Below are 15,766 nucleotides of genomic sequence, written 5' to 3' on the forward strand. Positions count from 1 at the left end.
TTTATTTAATCGACGTACTGTTATATGTTAAAGGCGTCTTTAACTTCATCAACATAATCTAATTTTTCCCAAGTAAACAATTCTACATCAATAGTTTTACTGTCGCCATTAGGCTGATAAAATGTTTTAGTTACTGTTCTATTGGTGCGTCCCATATGTCCGTAAGCAGCAGTTTCGCTGTACATTGGAGAGCGCAATTTTAAGCGAGTTTCAATAGCATAAGGACGCATATCAAAAATTTCAGATACTTTTTTGGCAATTTCGCCGTCATTTAAGTTTACTTTTGATGTGCCGTAAGTGTCAATAAAAATACCCATAGGCTCTACAACACCAATGGCGTAACTTACCTGTACTAAAACTTCTTCGGCAACACCTGCTGCAACAAGGTTTTTTGCAATATGGCGCGTAGCATAAGCCGCACTTCTATCTACTTTACTTGGGTCTTTTCCAGAAAATGCACCACCACCATGGGCTCCTTTTCCACCATACGTATCCACAATGATTTTTCTACCCGTTAATCCAGTGTCACCATGTGGGCCTCCAATAACAAACTTTCCCGTAGGATTGATATGATATGTAATATTACTATTGAACAGTTGCTGTATGTTTTCTGGAAGTGTGGCAACCACTCTCGGAATAAGGATGTTGATAATATCTTCCCTAATTTTCGAAAGCATGGTGTCATCATCAGAAAAATTATCATGCTGGGTAGAAACTACAATGGCATCAATGCGTTGGGGTACATTATCATCGCTATATTCTATAGTTACCTGACTTTTAGAATCTGGTCTTAAATAAGTAATGTCTTTGTTTTCACGTCTTAGTTTAGCTAATTCAATTAAGATGCGATGTGACAAATCTAGTGCTAGGGGCATGTAGTTTTCGGTTTCGTTAGTGGCATAGCCAAACATCATACCTTGGTCTCCAGCACCTTGTTCCTCTTTGCTGCCTCTATCCACACCTTGGTTAATTTCTTCAGATTGCTCATGAATTGCAGAAAGCACCCCACAAGAATTGCCATCAAACATATATTCGCCCTTGGTATAGCCAATTTTGTTTATGGTATCTCTGGCAATTTTTTGAACGTCTAAATAGGTGTGAGATCTTACTTCGCCAGCAAGAACTACCTGTCCTGTGGTTACCAAAGTTTCACAGGCAACTTTAGATTCGGCGTCAAAGGCCAAAAAATTATCGATTAAAGCATCACTAATTTGATCTGCAACTTTATCTGGATGTCCCTCAGAAACACTTTCTGAAGTAAATAAATACGGCATATTATATTATTTATGAAGCAAGATTTGACGGAAAACGTCTCAGGAGTTTACACTGCCTTTAGCATTTTTACTTGCACCAAAATGTTTAGGTACAAAGAGGTTGCAATCAGTCAAATCTTTCCTCTTGATTTATGATGTGCAAAAGTAAAAAAATAAAAGATAATCGAAATACGTTTTTAGGTTTTTCATCTAAAAGTTGTGAATGTCATTTTATTTTCAAATATTTGAAGTGTTCAAATGAGAAAATCAATTTTAAATAACGTAACTATTAGTGTCATTGTGATTATTTCACAAGGATAGGAAGCGTTATTTAAAGATTAAGCATATCATAAATTACCTTCCTAGTTTTTTAGGAAGGTTTTTTTATGACTTTTTTTTCTTTTGAACATCATAAAAAAATAATGTTAAACAAATGATATTCATATAGTTATATTATATTTAAATGTAGTGAATTTAACCTCTAAAAAGGTTAACAAACCTTGAAAATGACATAAACAAGTATTTTCGTTCTCTAAAATTAAGGATTACTGTTAAAATTCTTAAGAACATTAATTTTTCTGTAACTAGCTAAACTGAAATTTAAATTTATTTTCAATAAAAATGGCCGAACTTAATAAATATAGCAAAAGATTAACACAGGATGAATCTCAACCAGCATCGCAAGCAATGTTGTATGCAGCGGGTTTGACCGATGAAGATATGCAGAAGGCGCAGATTGGTATTGCCAGTACTGGTTTTGACGGTAACCCTTGTAATATGCACCTAAACAGATTAAAAGATGAGGTGAAGCTAGAATGTAATATCGCTGGTTTAGTAGGTTTAGGGTTTAATACTATTGGGGTGAGTGATGGGATTTCTATGGGTACTTCTGGGATGAATTACTCTTTGGCTTCACGTGATCTTATTGCAGATTCTATTGAAACGGTTATGCAGGCACAGAGTTACGATGCTTTGGTGGCTGTGGTAGGTTGTGATAAAAACATGCCCGGAGCGGTAATTGCAATGTGCCGTTTAAATCGTCCTTCTATTATGATGTATGGAGGTGCCACGGCATCTGGGGTGTATAAGGGCAAAAAGCTAAATATTGTATCCGCTTTTGAAGCGTTGGGACAAAAAGTGTCTGGAGAAATTGATGAAGAGGAGTATAAAGAGATTATAAAACGTTCTATTCCTGGAGCAGGTGCCTGTGGCGGTATGTATACCGCAAATACAATGGCGTCATCTATCGAAGCTATGGGATTTGCGTTACCTTACAACTCTTCTATTCCTGCAACAAATCCGAATAAATTATCTGAAGCAGAACGACATGCGAGAGCTATTAAAAATCTATTAGAGCTTGATTTAAAGCCTTTAGATATTATCACTAAAAAATCGTTGGAAAATGCTGTAACCATGGTAAATGCCCTTGGAGGTAGTACCAATGCCGTACTCCACTTTTTGGCAATTGCTTTCGCTGCTGACATTGATTTTACTTTAGAAGATTTTCAGCGTATTAGTGATAGAACGCCTTTAATTGGAGATTTAAAACCTTCTGGTAAATATTTGATGGAAGATGTACACAGTATTGGTGGCACACCAGCTGTAATGAAGTACTTGTTGGATGCTGGTTTCCTTCATGGAGATTGTATGACAGTTACAGGAAAAACTCTAGCAGAAAACTTAGCAGATGTAACCCCTATAGAATTCGAAAATGATAGTCAAGCAGTTATTTATCCAAAAGATAAAGCTTTAAAACCATCTGGAAACATACAAATTCTTTATGGAAACTTAGCTTCTGAAGGAGCTGTGGCAAAAATTTCAGGAAATGAAGGTTTATTTTTCGAAGGTAAGGCTGTTGTATACAATAGCGAACAAGAGGCCAACACAGGCATAAGTAATGGAGAAGTAGAACGTGGAGACGTAGTCGTGATTCGCTATGTGGGGCCAAAAGGAGGTCCTGGTATGCCAGAGATGTTGAAGCCAACTTCTATGATAATGGGTGCTGGTTTGGGTAAATCGGTCGCCTTAATAACAGACGGACGCTTTTCTGGAGGTACCCACGGTTTTGTTGTTGGACATATTACACCAGAAGCACAAACTGGAGGCAATATTGCTTTAGTACAAACAGGCGATAGAATAAGAATTAGTGCAGAGAATAATTCGATAGATGTTTTAGTAACTGATGTAGAATTAGATAAACGAAGAGCAGCTTGGGTAGCGCCAGCGTTAAAGCATAAAAAAGGCATACTTTACAAGTTTGCAAAATCGGTGGCATCAGCCTCTAAAGGTTGTGTAACCGATGCATTTTAAAATATTTTGTCATTCCGTACCGAAATTTTGGTATTGGAATCTCATCAAATCAAGTTGAGATCATGAACACAGAAACAATCAAAAAAGAAGTAAATAATGCAGTTAGAACTGAGCGTATTACAGGTAGCGAAGCCATAATCCGTTGTTTAATTGCTGAAGGCGTCGATATCCTTTATGGTTATCCAGGAGGTGCTATTATGCCGGTCTATGATGAATTATTTAAGTATCAAGATCAAATTCATCATGTATTAACACGCCATGAACAAGGTGCGGCGCACGCTGCTCAGGGTTACGCAAGAATTTCAGGAAGAGTTGGGGTGGCTATGGCTACTTCAGGTCCTGGAGCAACAAACTTAATTACTGGTATTGCGGATGCACAGATAGATTCAACACCTATCGTTTGTATTACAGGACAAGTGCCATCGCATTTGTTGGGTACCGATGCGTTTCAAGAAACAGATATTGTCGGGATTTCCACGCCTATAACCAAATGGAATGTACAAGTTACTAAAGCATCAGAAATACCAGAAGCCATAGCAAAAGCATTTTACATTGCAAAAAGCGGCAGACCAGGACCGGTGCTTATAGATATTACAAAAGATGCGCAGTTTGAGGAATTCGATTTTAAGTATGAAAAATGTACGGCAGTAAGAAGTTACAACCCAGTACCGAAAACTGATATTAATGACGTAAAAGCGGCTGCAGCATTAATCAATAACGCTAAAAAACCCATGATTGTTTGGGGGCAAGGTGTAATTCTAGGTAAAGCAGAGGAAGAACTAAAAGCTATAGTTGAAAAATCTGGTGTACCCGCTGCTTGGACTATCTTAGGGGCTTCCGCAATTCCTACATCTCATCCTTTAAATGTTGGTATGGTCGGGATGCATGGGAATTATGCACCAAACAAACTAACCAACCAATGCGATGTTTTAATCGCAATTGGTATGCGTTTTGACGACCGTGTTACTGGGGATTTAAATACGTATGCGAAACAGGCAAAAATCATTCATTTTGATATAGACCCTGCTGAGATTAATAAAAACGTAAAAGTAGATCTTGCTGTTTTAGGAGATTCAAAAGATAGTTTGGGGTTATTGCTTACAGAATTAAAGGAAAATACTCATGAAGCATGGCTCCAAGAATTTAAGGATTTATATGCTATTGAGTATGATGCCGTAATAAAAGACGATTTGTTACCTGAAAAGGAAGGCTTAACCATGGGTGAGGTCTTAAAGGAAATCAATAATTATAGTGATGGAAATGCCGCAATTGTCTCAGATGTGGGGCAGCACCAAATGATTGCATGTCGTTATGCGGAGTTTAATCATTCTAAGAGTAATATTACTTCTGGTGGTTTAGGAACCATGGGGTTTGCTTTACCTGCAGCTATTGGAGCAAAAATGGCAGAACCGCATCGTGAAGTTGTGGCCATAATTGGGGATGGTGGTTACCAAATGAATATTCAAGAATTGGGTACTATTTTTCAACAAAAAGCCGCTGTTAAAATTGTAGTGCTTAACAATGAATTTTTAGGGATGGTACGCCAGTGGCAACAACTGTTTTTTGATAAACGTTATGCCTCAACCGAAATGACAAACCCTGATTTCGTTACCATAGCTAAAGGTTATTATATTGATGCTAAACGTGTTAAAAAACGTGAGGAATTAGCTGATGCAGTTAAGGAAATGATGGAATCAGATGCATCATACTTCTTAGAAGTTTGTGTTGAGAAAGAAGACAATGTTTTCCCGATGATTCCTTCTGGAGCTTCGGTTTCAGATATCCGTTTAAGCTAAGTTAATAATCGACATTTAGTAACTAAGTATTACATAAATTCATTTAAAAAATGAGTCAAGACATAAAAACATTCACCATATCCGTTTACACCGAAAATAACATCGGATTGTTAAATCGTATTTCTGCTATTTTTCAGCGCAGACATATCAATATTGAAAGCTTAACCACTTCACAATCAGAAATTAAAGATGTAAATCGTTTCGTAATTGTAGTTAAAATTACCGAAGATCAAGCCATTAAAGTGGTACGTCAAATAGAAAAACAGGTAGAAGCTATCAGAGCGTATTACCATACAAATGACGAGACTATTTTTACCGAAAATTGTATGTTCAAGATAAAGAGCGAATTGCTTTTTGAAGAACCTCAGATTCAGAATATTATAAAGGAGAGTGATGCCAGAATCGTTACTGTAAATCGCGAGTTTTTTGTTTTAGAAAATACAGGAAGACGTCATGAAATTGAAGAACTTCGTGAAAGACTGGATAAGTTTGGTATCATGCAATTCGTTCGGTCCGGACGTATTGCTGTTACCAAAGAGGAAATGAAAGTTTCAGAAATACTAGAAGAATTTCGAAATCAATAATAAACCAAAATTAAATAAAGCATCTTAGGTTGATAGATGCAAACAGACTATTAAATCAATAAACAAACAATGGAAAATTATTTTAACACACTTACATTAGCTGGTAAATTAAACCAATTGTCTAAATGTAGATTTATGGACGCTTCAGAATTTGCTGATGGCGTAAACGCATTAAAGGGCAAGAAAATTGTAATTGTAGGTTGCGGTGCTCAAGGATTAAACCAAGGGCTAAATATGAGAGATTCTGGTTTAGATATTTCTTATACGTTGCGTGAGGCTGCTATTAAAGAAAAACGTGCATCTTTTGTAAATGCTACCGAAAATGGATTTAATGTTGGTACTTACGAAGAGCTAATCCCAACGGCTGATTTAGTGTTAAACCTTACTCCAGATAAACAACATACTAATGTGGTAAATGCAGTAATGCCTTTGATGAAAAAAGGTGCTACATTATCTTATTCTCATGGTTTTAATATTGTAGAAGAAGGTATGAAAGTACGTGAGGATATTACCGTAATTATGTGTGCGCCAAAGTGTCCTGGTTCTGAAGTACGTGAAGAATATAAAAGAGGTTTTGGTGTGCCAACATTAATTGCAGTTCATCCAGATAATGACCCAGAAGGAAAGGGTTGGGCACAAGCTAAGGCTTATGCTGCTGCGACTGGGGGAGATAGAGCAGGAGTTCTAGAATCGTCTTTCGTAGCTGAGGTAAAAAGTGATTTAATGGGAGAGCAAACCATTCTTTGTGGCTTGTTACAAACAGGATCTATCCTTTGTTTTGATAAAATGGTAGAAGAAGGTATCGATCCAGGTTATGCTTCAAAATTAATTCAATACGGTTGGGAAACTGTAACGGAAGGCTTAAAGTATGGTGGTATCACCAATATGATGGACCGTTTATCAAACCCAGCGAAAATAAAAGCTTTTGAATTGTCGGAAGAATTAAAGGATATTATGCGCCCATTGTTCCAAAAGCACATGGATGATATTATGGAAGGTAATTTCTCTAGTGGTATGATGGCAGATTGGGCAAATGGTGATGCTAAGTTACTAGGGTGGAGAGCTGAAACTGCTGAAACGGCATTTGAAAAAACACCAGCTGGCGACATGGAAATTAGCGAGCAGGAATACTACGATAATGGTGTATTAATGGTGGCGCTGGTAAGAGCAGGGGTAGAGTTAGCTTTTGAAGCTATGACAGAATCTGGAATTATTGATGAATCTGCGTATTACGAATCTCTGCATGAAACACCATTAATTGCAAATACAATTGCGAGAAAGAAGCTGTATGAAATGAACCGTGTAATTTCTGATACCGCAGAGTACGGTTGTTACCTGTTCGATCATGCGTGTAAGCCTTTATTAGCAGATTTCATGAAAACCGTAAGTACTGATGTGATTGGAAAGCCTTTTGCAAAAGATAATGGTGAAGGTGTTGACAATGCTAAACTTATAGAGGTAAATGCAGCACTAAGAGCCCATCCTGTTGAGAAAATTGGAACGTTTTTAAGAACAGCTATGACGGCAATGAAGCCCATTGTATAATAATTCAACTAAACTAAGCTAAACATTTTTTAATGTTGAAAGGCCTCGCATATTTTATGCGAGGTTTTTTTGTTTAAGTGTGTATTTGGGTGCCTGCCTATCTGCGGTATCACAGGCAGGCTTTCGACTATATCTTTTTGCGAAGCAGTCTCAAAATCATTTCGGAACCTTGTCATTTAAAGACAATTTTTTAGATTTTTTGAAAATCTAGTAATTAGAAGAGCTCCGCGAAAAAAGATGCGCTATAATCCCTAACGCAAATTCGTCTATTTACAAAATAACGGTCTTATAACTAACAAACATTTTAGTGTATTTTCTTTGAAAAACTGAATTTAAATATTAAGTTCACTATGGTATTATCAATCTTTACAAGGCGATCTAATGGTATCAATGAAGTATCTTAGCACTTTTAATAAAAGAAATTATGAGTAAAGCACAAGCTGAAATTCCAAATGACTATAAAATAACCGATTTGTTGCACCAATCTACCTATCTTGTTGATGGAGAATTAAAACAGTGGAGCGGTGATACAACAGAGGTATATTCTACAATATCAAGTACAAAATCGTATAAACCTACACTTTTAGGAACAATCCCAACACTGAGTGAAACCGAAGCTAAGGAGGCTTTAGCATCCGCTGAAAAAGCTTATGATAAAGGACAAGGTCTTTGGCCTACCATGAAGGTTGAAGATAGAATTGCTTGCATGGAAACCTTCGTAGAACAAATGAAAACCAAGAGAGATGAGGTGGTAAAGCTTTTGATGTGGGAAATTGGAAAAAATTTACCTGATTCAGAAAAGGAATTCGACAGGACTGTAGAATATATTTACGATACTATTGAAGCTTACAAGCAATTGGATAGGGATTCAGCAAAATTTGAAAAACAAGCTGGTGTTTATGCACATATTCGCAGAGGGCCATTGGGTGTTATCTTGTGTTTAGGACCTTATAACTATCCTCTAAATGAAACTTTTGCGCTATTGATTCCAGCTTTAATCATGGGAAATACCACCATATTTAAGCCTGCAAAAATTGGAGTACTATTAATTTCTCCTTTGTTGGAGGCGTTTCAAAATAGTTTTCCTAAAGGTGTAGTAAATATTGTGTACGGTCGTGGTCGTGTTTTGGCGACACCAATTATGAAATCTGGTAAAGTAGATGTACTAGCGTTAATAGGAAACAGTAAATCCGCTAATGCTCTACAAGCACAACATCCAAAAGGTAACAGGTTGCGTATGGTATTAGGATTGGAAGCAAAGAACCCTGCGATAGTGCTACCAGATGCAGATTTAGATTTAGCTGTAGAAGAGTGTATCTCGGGTACTTTATCCTTTAACGGACAACGCTGTACAGCACTTAAGGTGCTTTATGTACACGAATCAATAGTTGAAGAGTTTAATAGACGTTTTGCTTATAAAGTAGACCAATTAAAATTTGGAAACCCATGGGAGGATGGAGTAAAATTAACGCCACTACCAGAAGTAGAAAAGCCAGAATATATTCAAAAATTAATAGATGATGCTACTGAAAAAGGTGCTTCAATCCTAAATAAAAAAGGAGGAGAAACAACAGAAAATTTTATATTTCCAGCTGTACTCTTTCCTGTAACAAAAGATATGAGAGTATTTAAGGAAGAGCAGTTCGGACCGGTAATTCCCGTGGTATCATTTTCTGACATTGAAGAGCCTTTGGACGATATGGCAGAATCTGATTATGGACAACAGGTAAGCCTATTTGGAAAAAACGTCACTACATTGTCTCCATTAATTGATACTTTGGTAAACCTTGTATGTCGCGTAAACTTAAACAGCTCTTGCCAACGAGGGCCAGATGTATATCCGTTTACGGGAAGGAAGGACTCTGCTGTTGGAACTTTAAGTGTTACAGACGCTTTACGGTCATTTTCCATCAGAACTTTTGTCGCTTCAAAGGACAACGCATATAATAATGCCATTCTAAATGAATTGTTAGATGAGAAAGCATCAAATTTTATAAGTACGGATTATATTCTATAAATTTCACTATTTAGAAAGATTCTATTATAGAGTTAGTTTTTCTTAACTAGATACATCATAAAACTAATTTGAGAGGTAATAATTATCTTTGCAAAAACAAAAAAGAAAAAGCTTATGAAATCGATTAAATTTTTAATTACAGGGGTAATATTAGCGTCATTAGTACTTAGCTGTGGTGGTGAAAAAAAGAAAGAAACGCCTGAACAGAAAATTAAACTAGGTACCAAGAAACAGGAAAAAAAAGTAGATGATAATGTTGCTAATCTAGTAATTGCAGGAAATGATGCGATGCAGTTTGATAAAAAAGAACTGCGTGTAAAGGCTGGTCAAAAAGTAAAATTAACGTTAAGGCATACTGGAAAAATGGATATTAATGTTATGGGACACAATATTGTTATTTTAAAACAAGGAGTTAATCTCACCGCCTTTGGAAATAAGGCAGCCACGGCAAGGGATAACGGCTATATCCCAGCAGATGCAGAAGGAGACATCATTGCAATGACAAAATTAATAGGAGGTGGACAAACCACTTCGGTAGAGTTTGATGCACCAGCCGCGGGTACTTACGACTTTTTATGTAGTTTTCCAGGGCATTATGCTTTAATGAAAGGGAAATTCATAGTTGAATAAACAAGAAATGAGAGTCATTTTTAAAGTGCTTTATTGTTTGGATAAAGCACTTTTTGGTTTGTATTCATTTGATGACCAAAAACAAAAGAGATATGGACAAAAAGATAGTAATAGTAGGTGCGGGAGTAAGTGGTTTGGTTGCGGCATTACAGTTAGAGGTGTTTGGTTACAAGCCTACAATTTTAGAAGCTGATACTCGTGCTGGAGGTCGTGTACAATCTGACGAAGTAGATGGTTATGTTTTAGACAGAGGGTTTCAAGTATTGCTAAGTGCTTATCCAATGGCTCAAAAATATCTCGATTACAATGCGTTGAATCTTAAATCATTTGTATCAGGATCTTATATATTTAAGAATGGTAAACGCTTAACTATTGGCGATCCATTAAGAGATATTTCTTTATTGGGATCTACATTATTTTCACCGGTGGGCTCATTATCAGATAAGATAAAAGTATTTCAACTTAAACGGATGCTTAGTAAAAAAACAATAGAAGCTATTTTTAAAGATGAATCGATAACTACATTGCAATATTTAAAACGTTTTGGTTTTTCAGATGCCATGATACATGATTTCTTCAAACCATTTTTTACAGGTATTTTTCTCGAAACTGAATTGAAAACATCATCTAGAATGTTTGAGTTTGTTTTTAAGATGTTTGGAGAGGGTGAAGCTGTTGTTCCAAAGCGCGGTATTCAGGATATTCCAAATCAATTACTTGGAAAGCTAAACCAAACCACAATTAAATATAAACATGAAGTTAAAAGTGTAAAGGAAAACAAGATTGTTTTAAGCGATGATACAGAAATAGCCTTTGATTATTGTATTGTAGCTGCTGAAGCTTCGGATGTTATTTCAAATTTAACTACCACTGTAAACGAATGGAAAAGCACGCAGACTTTATATTTTGAAGTAGATGCATCTATGGTATTCCCAAAGTATATGATTGGTTTATTGACAGAAACGAAAGCAGCGCTTATAAATTCAATATCATTTCCATCCAGTGGAGGTAACACCAATAAATTATTATCGGTTAGTGTAGTAAAGCAACATGATTTAGGAGCAAAACAACTTGTAGAACACATTAAAGATGAATTGAAAATGCATTTTAATATCACAACATTACGGCACTTAAAAACGTACCATATTAAAAATGCATTACCTGATATTGCCAATGTGTCTTATAGTATTTTCCCTTCCGAAACTCAACTTACCGATACTATTTATCTTGCGGGGGATACTTTACTTAATGGTTCTTTAAACGCAGCTATGTTATCTGGAGAATTGGCGGCAAAAGCTATTCACGAAAAAATAAGTGGTTATAAAGAGTAATCTTTATTTTACTCATCTAAAACTAAAAGCTCAATATTTTTAAATTCAACAGGATGACTTTCACTTTGCAATGAAATATAGCCTCCTTTTAATGGCTGGTTCTCTTTTGTTTTCCATTTGTCCCCTGTGTTAACCGCTCCACCTCCAATATGAGGTTTACTGTATCTTAAAACTTCTTTCCCGTTTATAAAATGTTTAATCAAAGAGTCGTTTCTAACTTCAATCTCAACATTTACCCATTGGTCGCCATGGTAGGTTTTTGAAGAGGATTGTATAATATGCTCCGTAATTAATGAATCTTTGTAAAACACATGTGTTCCAGGAGTACATAAATTTCCAGTAGCACGCTCATCCACACCGTTTCCTCCTAATAGTTGTACTTCAATGGATACGGGGAAGTTCTGGTTTAGTTCCATCCCTTTTGGATCTTCACAATGAATCATAATACCACTATTTCTATGTGCCCAAGTTCTTCCTCCTGGAACTTGTTCCCCTGTAAAACGGTAATCCATTTTAAATTTATAGTCACTGTATGGTACTTTGTAAAACAAATGTCCAAACGCGTTGCTGAAGGAATCATAAGCTTTGTAGCTTACTTTTAAAATGCCGTCTTCAACTATAAACGTATTGTTGTAATTGTCTCCAAAGGCATAGCCTTTTATTTTTGGATTCCAGCCCTCTAGATTTTTTCCGTTAAATAGCTTTATCCATTGTTCCTTTTCTACCTTAGATGCTTCTTTTTGCTCTTGCTTACAAGAGTAGGCAATGGCTAGTAGCAAAACTAGTATTACTGATAAGTAGTTTGAAACTTTCATTATTCATACAGTTTTTATAAAGACCATGCTTTGCCCCCAGTAGCTTCTTCTAAGGGAATACATCCTATTTGTTGTGCAGGAATAGGGTCATAAGCCAATACTTTCTCACCAACAGTTTCGCTTGTTTTGTATGCCCAAACGGTTTGATTTCTTAAGTTTGAAAGAGCCTTAAACACTAAATTCTTTTCTTTCTTAAATTGGATAGCCTCTGTTTTGGATACTTTTAAATATTTGTCCAACAACGCCGTGTAATCTTCAGGATTTAAGGCTTTGGCACTATCCTGTGAAATACGAAGTGCGTCCACAATGCTGTTTATCTCTTTTCTATACTTAGCTACAGCTTTTTCGTCATAAGCTTTTGAAGCATATAGGTCTATAAACTGAGGAACATTAACATCCAATGCGCCAGGTGAGTCATCTGTTTTAGGCAATATTAAATCCACTATGTTTTTAATAATTATAGCTTCTTCTTCAGTAAAAAAAACGGGTGTCCATTTTTCAGCTTCACTGGTACAGTTCTGTAAAATACTTAACGCACTTGGAGCTAGAGCAGAATATCCTAAGGTTAAACCGATATTTTTTAGTGCTTCTCTTCGTTTCATGATTGTTTTGCTTTAAATTGTTTAACAGCATGATTTGCGGCTCTTGCCGTTAACGCCATATAGGTTAAGGAAGGATTCTGGCAACCAGCAGATGTCATACAAGCGCCATCGGTAACATACACATTAGGCACGCTATGAATCTGATTGTACTTGTTCAATACCGATGTTTTAGGGTCTCTACCCATTCTGGCGGTTCCCATTTCATGGATACCAATACCAGGTGCAGCAGGTCTGTCAAATGTTTCAATATTATTAAATCCAGCTTTTTCAAGCATTTCAACCGCTTCATTAATAATATCCTTGCGCATATTAAGCTCATTTTCTTTCCATTCTGCGTCAAACGTAATCGTAGGTAAGCCCCATTTATCTAGCTTGTCATAATTCAAGGTCATTTTATTTTCATGATAGGGCAAGCACTCACCAAATCCACCAAGATGCATACGCCATGGTCCAGGCTCCAGAATTTTTTCTTTATATTCGCTGCCATATCCCAATTCAGCTACATGTTCATCAATACCGCGTCTTCCCGCACCGCCTTGATAGCCGTAACCCCTTAAAAAAGATTTTTGTTCACTATCCGTATCGCCTAAGTTTCTAAAGCGCGGAATATATATGCCATTGGGCCTTCTGCCTTTATAATATTTATCCTCAAAGCCATCAATAGTTCCAGAAGCTCCAGAGCCTAGGTGATGATCCATGATGTTATGTCCTAATTCTCCGGAATCATTACCTAATCCGTTAGGGAACCGCTCGGACTTAGACTGCATTAAAATAGAAGCTGAAGCTAATGCTGAGGCACAACAAAAAATAATATCAGCTTCAAATTCCAATTTTTCTTTGGTTTCAGAATCTATAATTTTTACGCCTTTTGCCTTTTTAAGGGTATCGTCATATATAATTTCATATGCTATAGAATTAGGTCTCAATGTCATATTTCCTGTACTGGCAGCAGCTGGAAGTGTTGAAGCATTACTGCTAAAATACCCACCATAAGGACATCCGCGTCGGCATCTGGCTCTAAATTGGCAGTTGCCTCGTCCTTCGCGAGGTGTATCTCCTGTTATATGAGCTACTCTGCCAATTGTTAAAACACGCCCTTGGTTTTTTGCCATTTCTTCCTTTAGGTGTTCTTCTACGCAATTCAGTTCCATTGGTGGTTCAAAGATGCTATCGGGTAGTTGTGGTAAACCTAAAGCCTCTCCACTAACGCCAATAAAACTTTCTACATAGCTATACCATGGTTCAATATCTTTATATCGAATAGGCCAATCTACACCATGTCCGTCTTTTTTATTGGCTCCAAAATCTAAATCGCTAAGCCTATAAGATTGTCTGCCCCACATGATAGAACGTCCGCCAACATGATACCCTCTAATCCAATCGAAGCGCTTTTTCTCATTATATGGATGCTCAAAATCGTTAACAAACCAGTGGCGGGAATCTTTTTTTACCACGTAGCCTGTCCTGGCTTGTTTGTATTGTGTTGCTTTTTCTTCGGCAGTGGGTTCACCTCTTAGTTCCATATCCCACGGGTCTAGGTTCATCGTGGGATAATCTTTTATATGCTCTACCATTCTCCCACGTTCTAAAACAAGCGTTTTAAGTCCGTTTTCACATAATTCCTTGGCTGCCCATCCTCCAGTAATACCAGTTCCAATAACTATGGCATCATATTCTGAAGTTTTATTGTTTGTATTATAATTCATTCTAATTAAATCTAATTAATAAAACAATCCATAATTTTAGTCATGATTTTTTGTAAAAAATTAATAATATCTCTAAAAATATTAATATAAATGGAAAAATAGCTATTTTGTGTTGCTATATTATTAAAATAAGTATAGCATTATAGCATTGAGTATTTATTTTTAACTTAAATAAAGATGTAATTGATATGAATCGTAGAGAATTCCTTTTTAAAACCTCAAAAACTACGCTAGCGGTTTCTGCTCTGGGGATGTTGGCTTGTAAAAATTCACAAGAAAAGAGTACAATAGAAAATAACCTTAAGGATGATAAAATCTCAAAGGAGTTATTCTTTAAAATATCTTTAGCACAGTGGTCATTCCATAGGTCGTTGCAAAGTGGTAAAATGGCTAATTTAGATTTTGCAACAAAATCCAGAAGCTTTGGGTGTGAAGGTGTGGAATACGTCAACGGTTTTTTTAAGGACAAAGCAAAGAATATGGGGTATTTGAAGGAAATGAATACTAGAGCAAATACTGAAGGTCAACAGAATGTATTAATAATGGTTGATGGTGAAGGTGGTTTGGCTGATGCTGACACCAAGCAACGTTTAAAGGCCATAGAGAATCATTATAAGTGGGTAGAAGCGGCTCACTTTTTAGGCTGCCATGCCATTCGGGTAAATTTGGCTGGAGGGAAAGATAAAGCTGATGCAGCTAAGGCTGGTATAGATTCACTCACAAAATTGTCGGAGTTTGCAAAAGGTTCAAATATTAACGTGCTTGTTGAAAACCATGGTGGTTTCTCTTCTAATGGCGAATGGATGGCAAGTGTGTTTTCACAAATTGAAAATGAAAATTGTGGAACGTTACCTGATTTCGGGAATTTCTGTATCAAAAAAGATAAAGATAGAAACTGTTTAGAAGCTTACGAGACCTATAAAGGTATGAAGGAGTTACTGCCATTTGCAAAAGCGGTAAGCGCAAAATCGTACGACTTTGATGAAGACGGTAACGAAACTAAAATTGATTACTATAAAGTTATGAAAATGGTTAGAGATTCAGGATATACGGGATTTGTAGGAATCGAATTTGAAGGACATGGTATGACCGAAGAAGAAGGTATAATAGGCACTCGAGATTTATTAACTAAAGTTGGTAAACAACTTAGCTAGCATACAATCAACCCAACCAAATA

Annotated in this window: 12 protein-coding genes; 8 read left to right on the top strand and 4 right to left on the bottom strand. The window is 36.5% G+C overall.

What is annotated here, in order from left to right; all coding sequences use genetic code 11:
• Positions 1 to 20: 20 nt before the first annotated feature.
• Entirely contained in the window at positions 21 to 1,274 is a 1,254-nt protein-coding gene (metK, locus tag AC1B0Z_RS13325) for a methionine adenosyltransferase (RefSeq protein ID WP_483792532.1), read from the bottom strand.
• A gap of 600 nt (positions 1,275 to 1,874) precedes the next feature.
• Here metK and ilvD point away from each other — a divergent pair.
• From ilvD to AC1B0Z_RS13360, 7 genes are all read left to right on the top strand, one after another.
• A complete protein-coding gene (ilvD, locus tag AC1B0Z_RS13330) occupies positions 1,875 to 3,563 on the top strand; it encodes a dihydroxy-acid dehydratase (RefSeq protein WP_483792533.1) in 1,689 nt (562 codons plus the stop codon).
• A 62-nt stretch (positions 3,564 to 3,625) separates the two neighbouring features.
• Complete coding sequence (ilvB, locus tag AC1B0Z_RS13335; protein WP_483792534.1) at positions 3,626 to 5,359, top strand: biosynthetic-type acetolactate synthase large subunit; 1,734 nt, start codon at positions 3,626 to 3,628, stop codon at positions 5,357 to 5,359.
• A 50-nt stretch (positions 5,360 to 5,409) separates the two neighbouring features.
• Complete coding sequence (ilvN, locus tag AC1B0Z_RS13340; protein ID WP_483792535.1) at positions 5,410 to 5,943, top strand: acetolactate synthase small subunit; 534 nt, start codon at positions 5,410 to 5,412, stop codon at positions 5,941 to 5,943.
• Positions 5,944 to 6,012: 69 nt separating this feature from the next.
• Positions 6,013 to 7,488: a ketol-acid reductoisomerase gene (ilvC, locus tag AC1B0Z_RS13345; protein ID WP_483792536.1), complete on the top strand. Its 1,476-nt coding sequence runs from the start codon at positions 6,013 to 6,015 to the stop codon at positions 7,486 to 7,488.
• 424 nt (positions 7,489 to 7,912) lie between these two features.
• A complete protein-coding gene (locus AC1B0Z_RS13350; protein ID WP_483792537.1) occupies positions 7,913 to 9,505 on the top strand; it encodes an NADP-dependent glyceraldehyde-3-phosphate dehydrogenase in 1,593 nt (530 codons plus the stop codon).
• Positions 9,506 to 9,619: 114 nt separating this feature from the next.
• On the top strand, positions 9,620 to 10,135 hold the full coding sequence (azu, locus tag AC1B0Z_RS13355; protein ID WP_483792538.1) for an azurin: 516 nt from the start codon (positions 9,620 to 9,622) through the stop codon (positions 10,133 to 10,135).
• A 92-nt stretch (positions 10,136 to 10,227) separates the two neighbouring features.
• On the top strand, positions 10,228 to 11,466 hold the full coding sequence (locus tag AC1B0Z_RS13360; protein ID WP_483792539.1) for an NAD(P)/FAD-dependent oxidoreductase: 1,239 nt from the start codon (positions 10,228 to 10,230) through the stop codon (positions 11,464 to 11,466).
• An 8-nt stretch (positions 11,467 to 11,474) separates the two neighbouring features.
• Here AC1B0Z_RS13360 and AC1B0Z_RS13365 read toward each other — a convergent pair whose 3' ends face one another.
• The 3 genes from AC1B0Z_RS13365 to AC1B0Z_RS13375 are packed head-to-tail and all read right to left on the bottom strand — an operon-like array spanning position 11,475 to position 14,589.
• A complete protein-coding gene (locus AC1B0Z_RS13365; protein ID WP_483792540.1) occupies positions 11,475 to 12,281 on the bottom strand; it encodes a 3-keto-disaccharide hydrolase in 807 nt (268 codons plus the stop codon).
• Between the two features lie 14 nt (positions 12,282 to 12,295).
• Positions 12,296 to 12,883 carry a gluconate 2-dehydrogenase subunit 3 family protein gene (locus AC1B0Z_RS13370; RefSeq protein WP_483792541.1) on the bottom strand — a complete coding sequence of 196 codons (588 nt, stop codon included), beginning with the start codon at positions 12,881 to 12,883 and terminating at the stop codon, positions 12,296 to 12,298.
• A complete protein-coding gene (locus AC1B0Z_RS13375; RefSeq protein ID WP_483792542.1) occupies positions 12,880 to 14,589 on the bottom strand; it encodes a GMC oxidoreductase in 1,710 nt (569 codons plus the stop codon). The genes AC1B0Z_RS13370 and AC1B0Z_RS13375 overlap by 4 nt, the downstream gene beginning before the upstream one ends.
• Before the next feature lie 188 nt (positions 14,590 to 14,777).
• Here AC1B0Z_RS13375 and AC1B0Z_RS13380 point away from each other — a divergent pair, with 188 nt between their 5' ends.
• Entirely contained in the window at positions 14,778 to 15,743 is a 966-nt protein-coding gene (locus AC1B0Z_RS13380) for a sugar phosphate isomerase/epimerase family protein (protein ID WP_483792543.1), read from the top strand.
• Positions 15,744 to 15,766 lie beyond the last annotated feature (23 nt).

The organism is Hyunsoonleella sp. J2K-J805 (genome assembly GCF_057167125.1).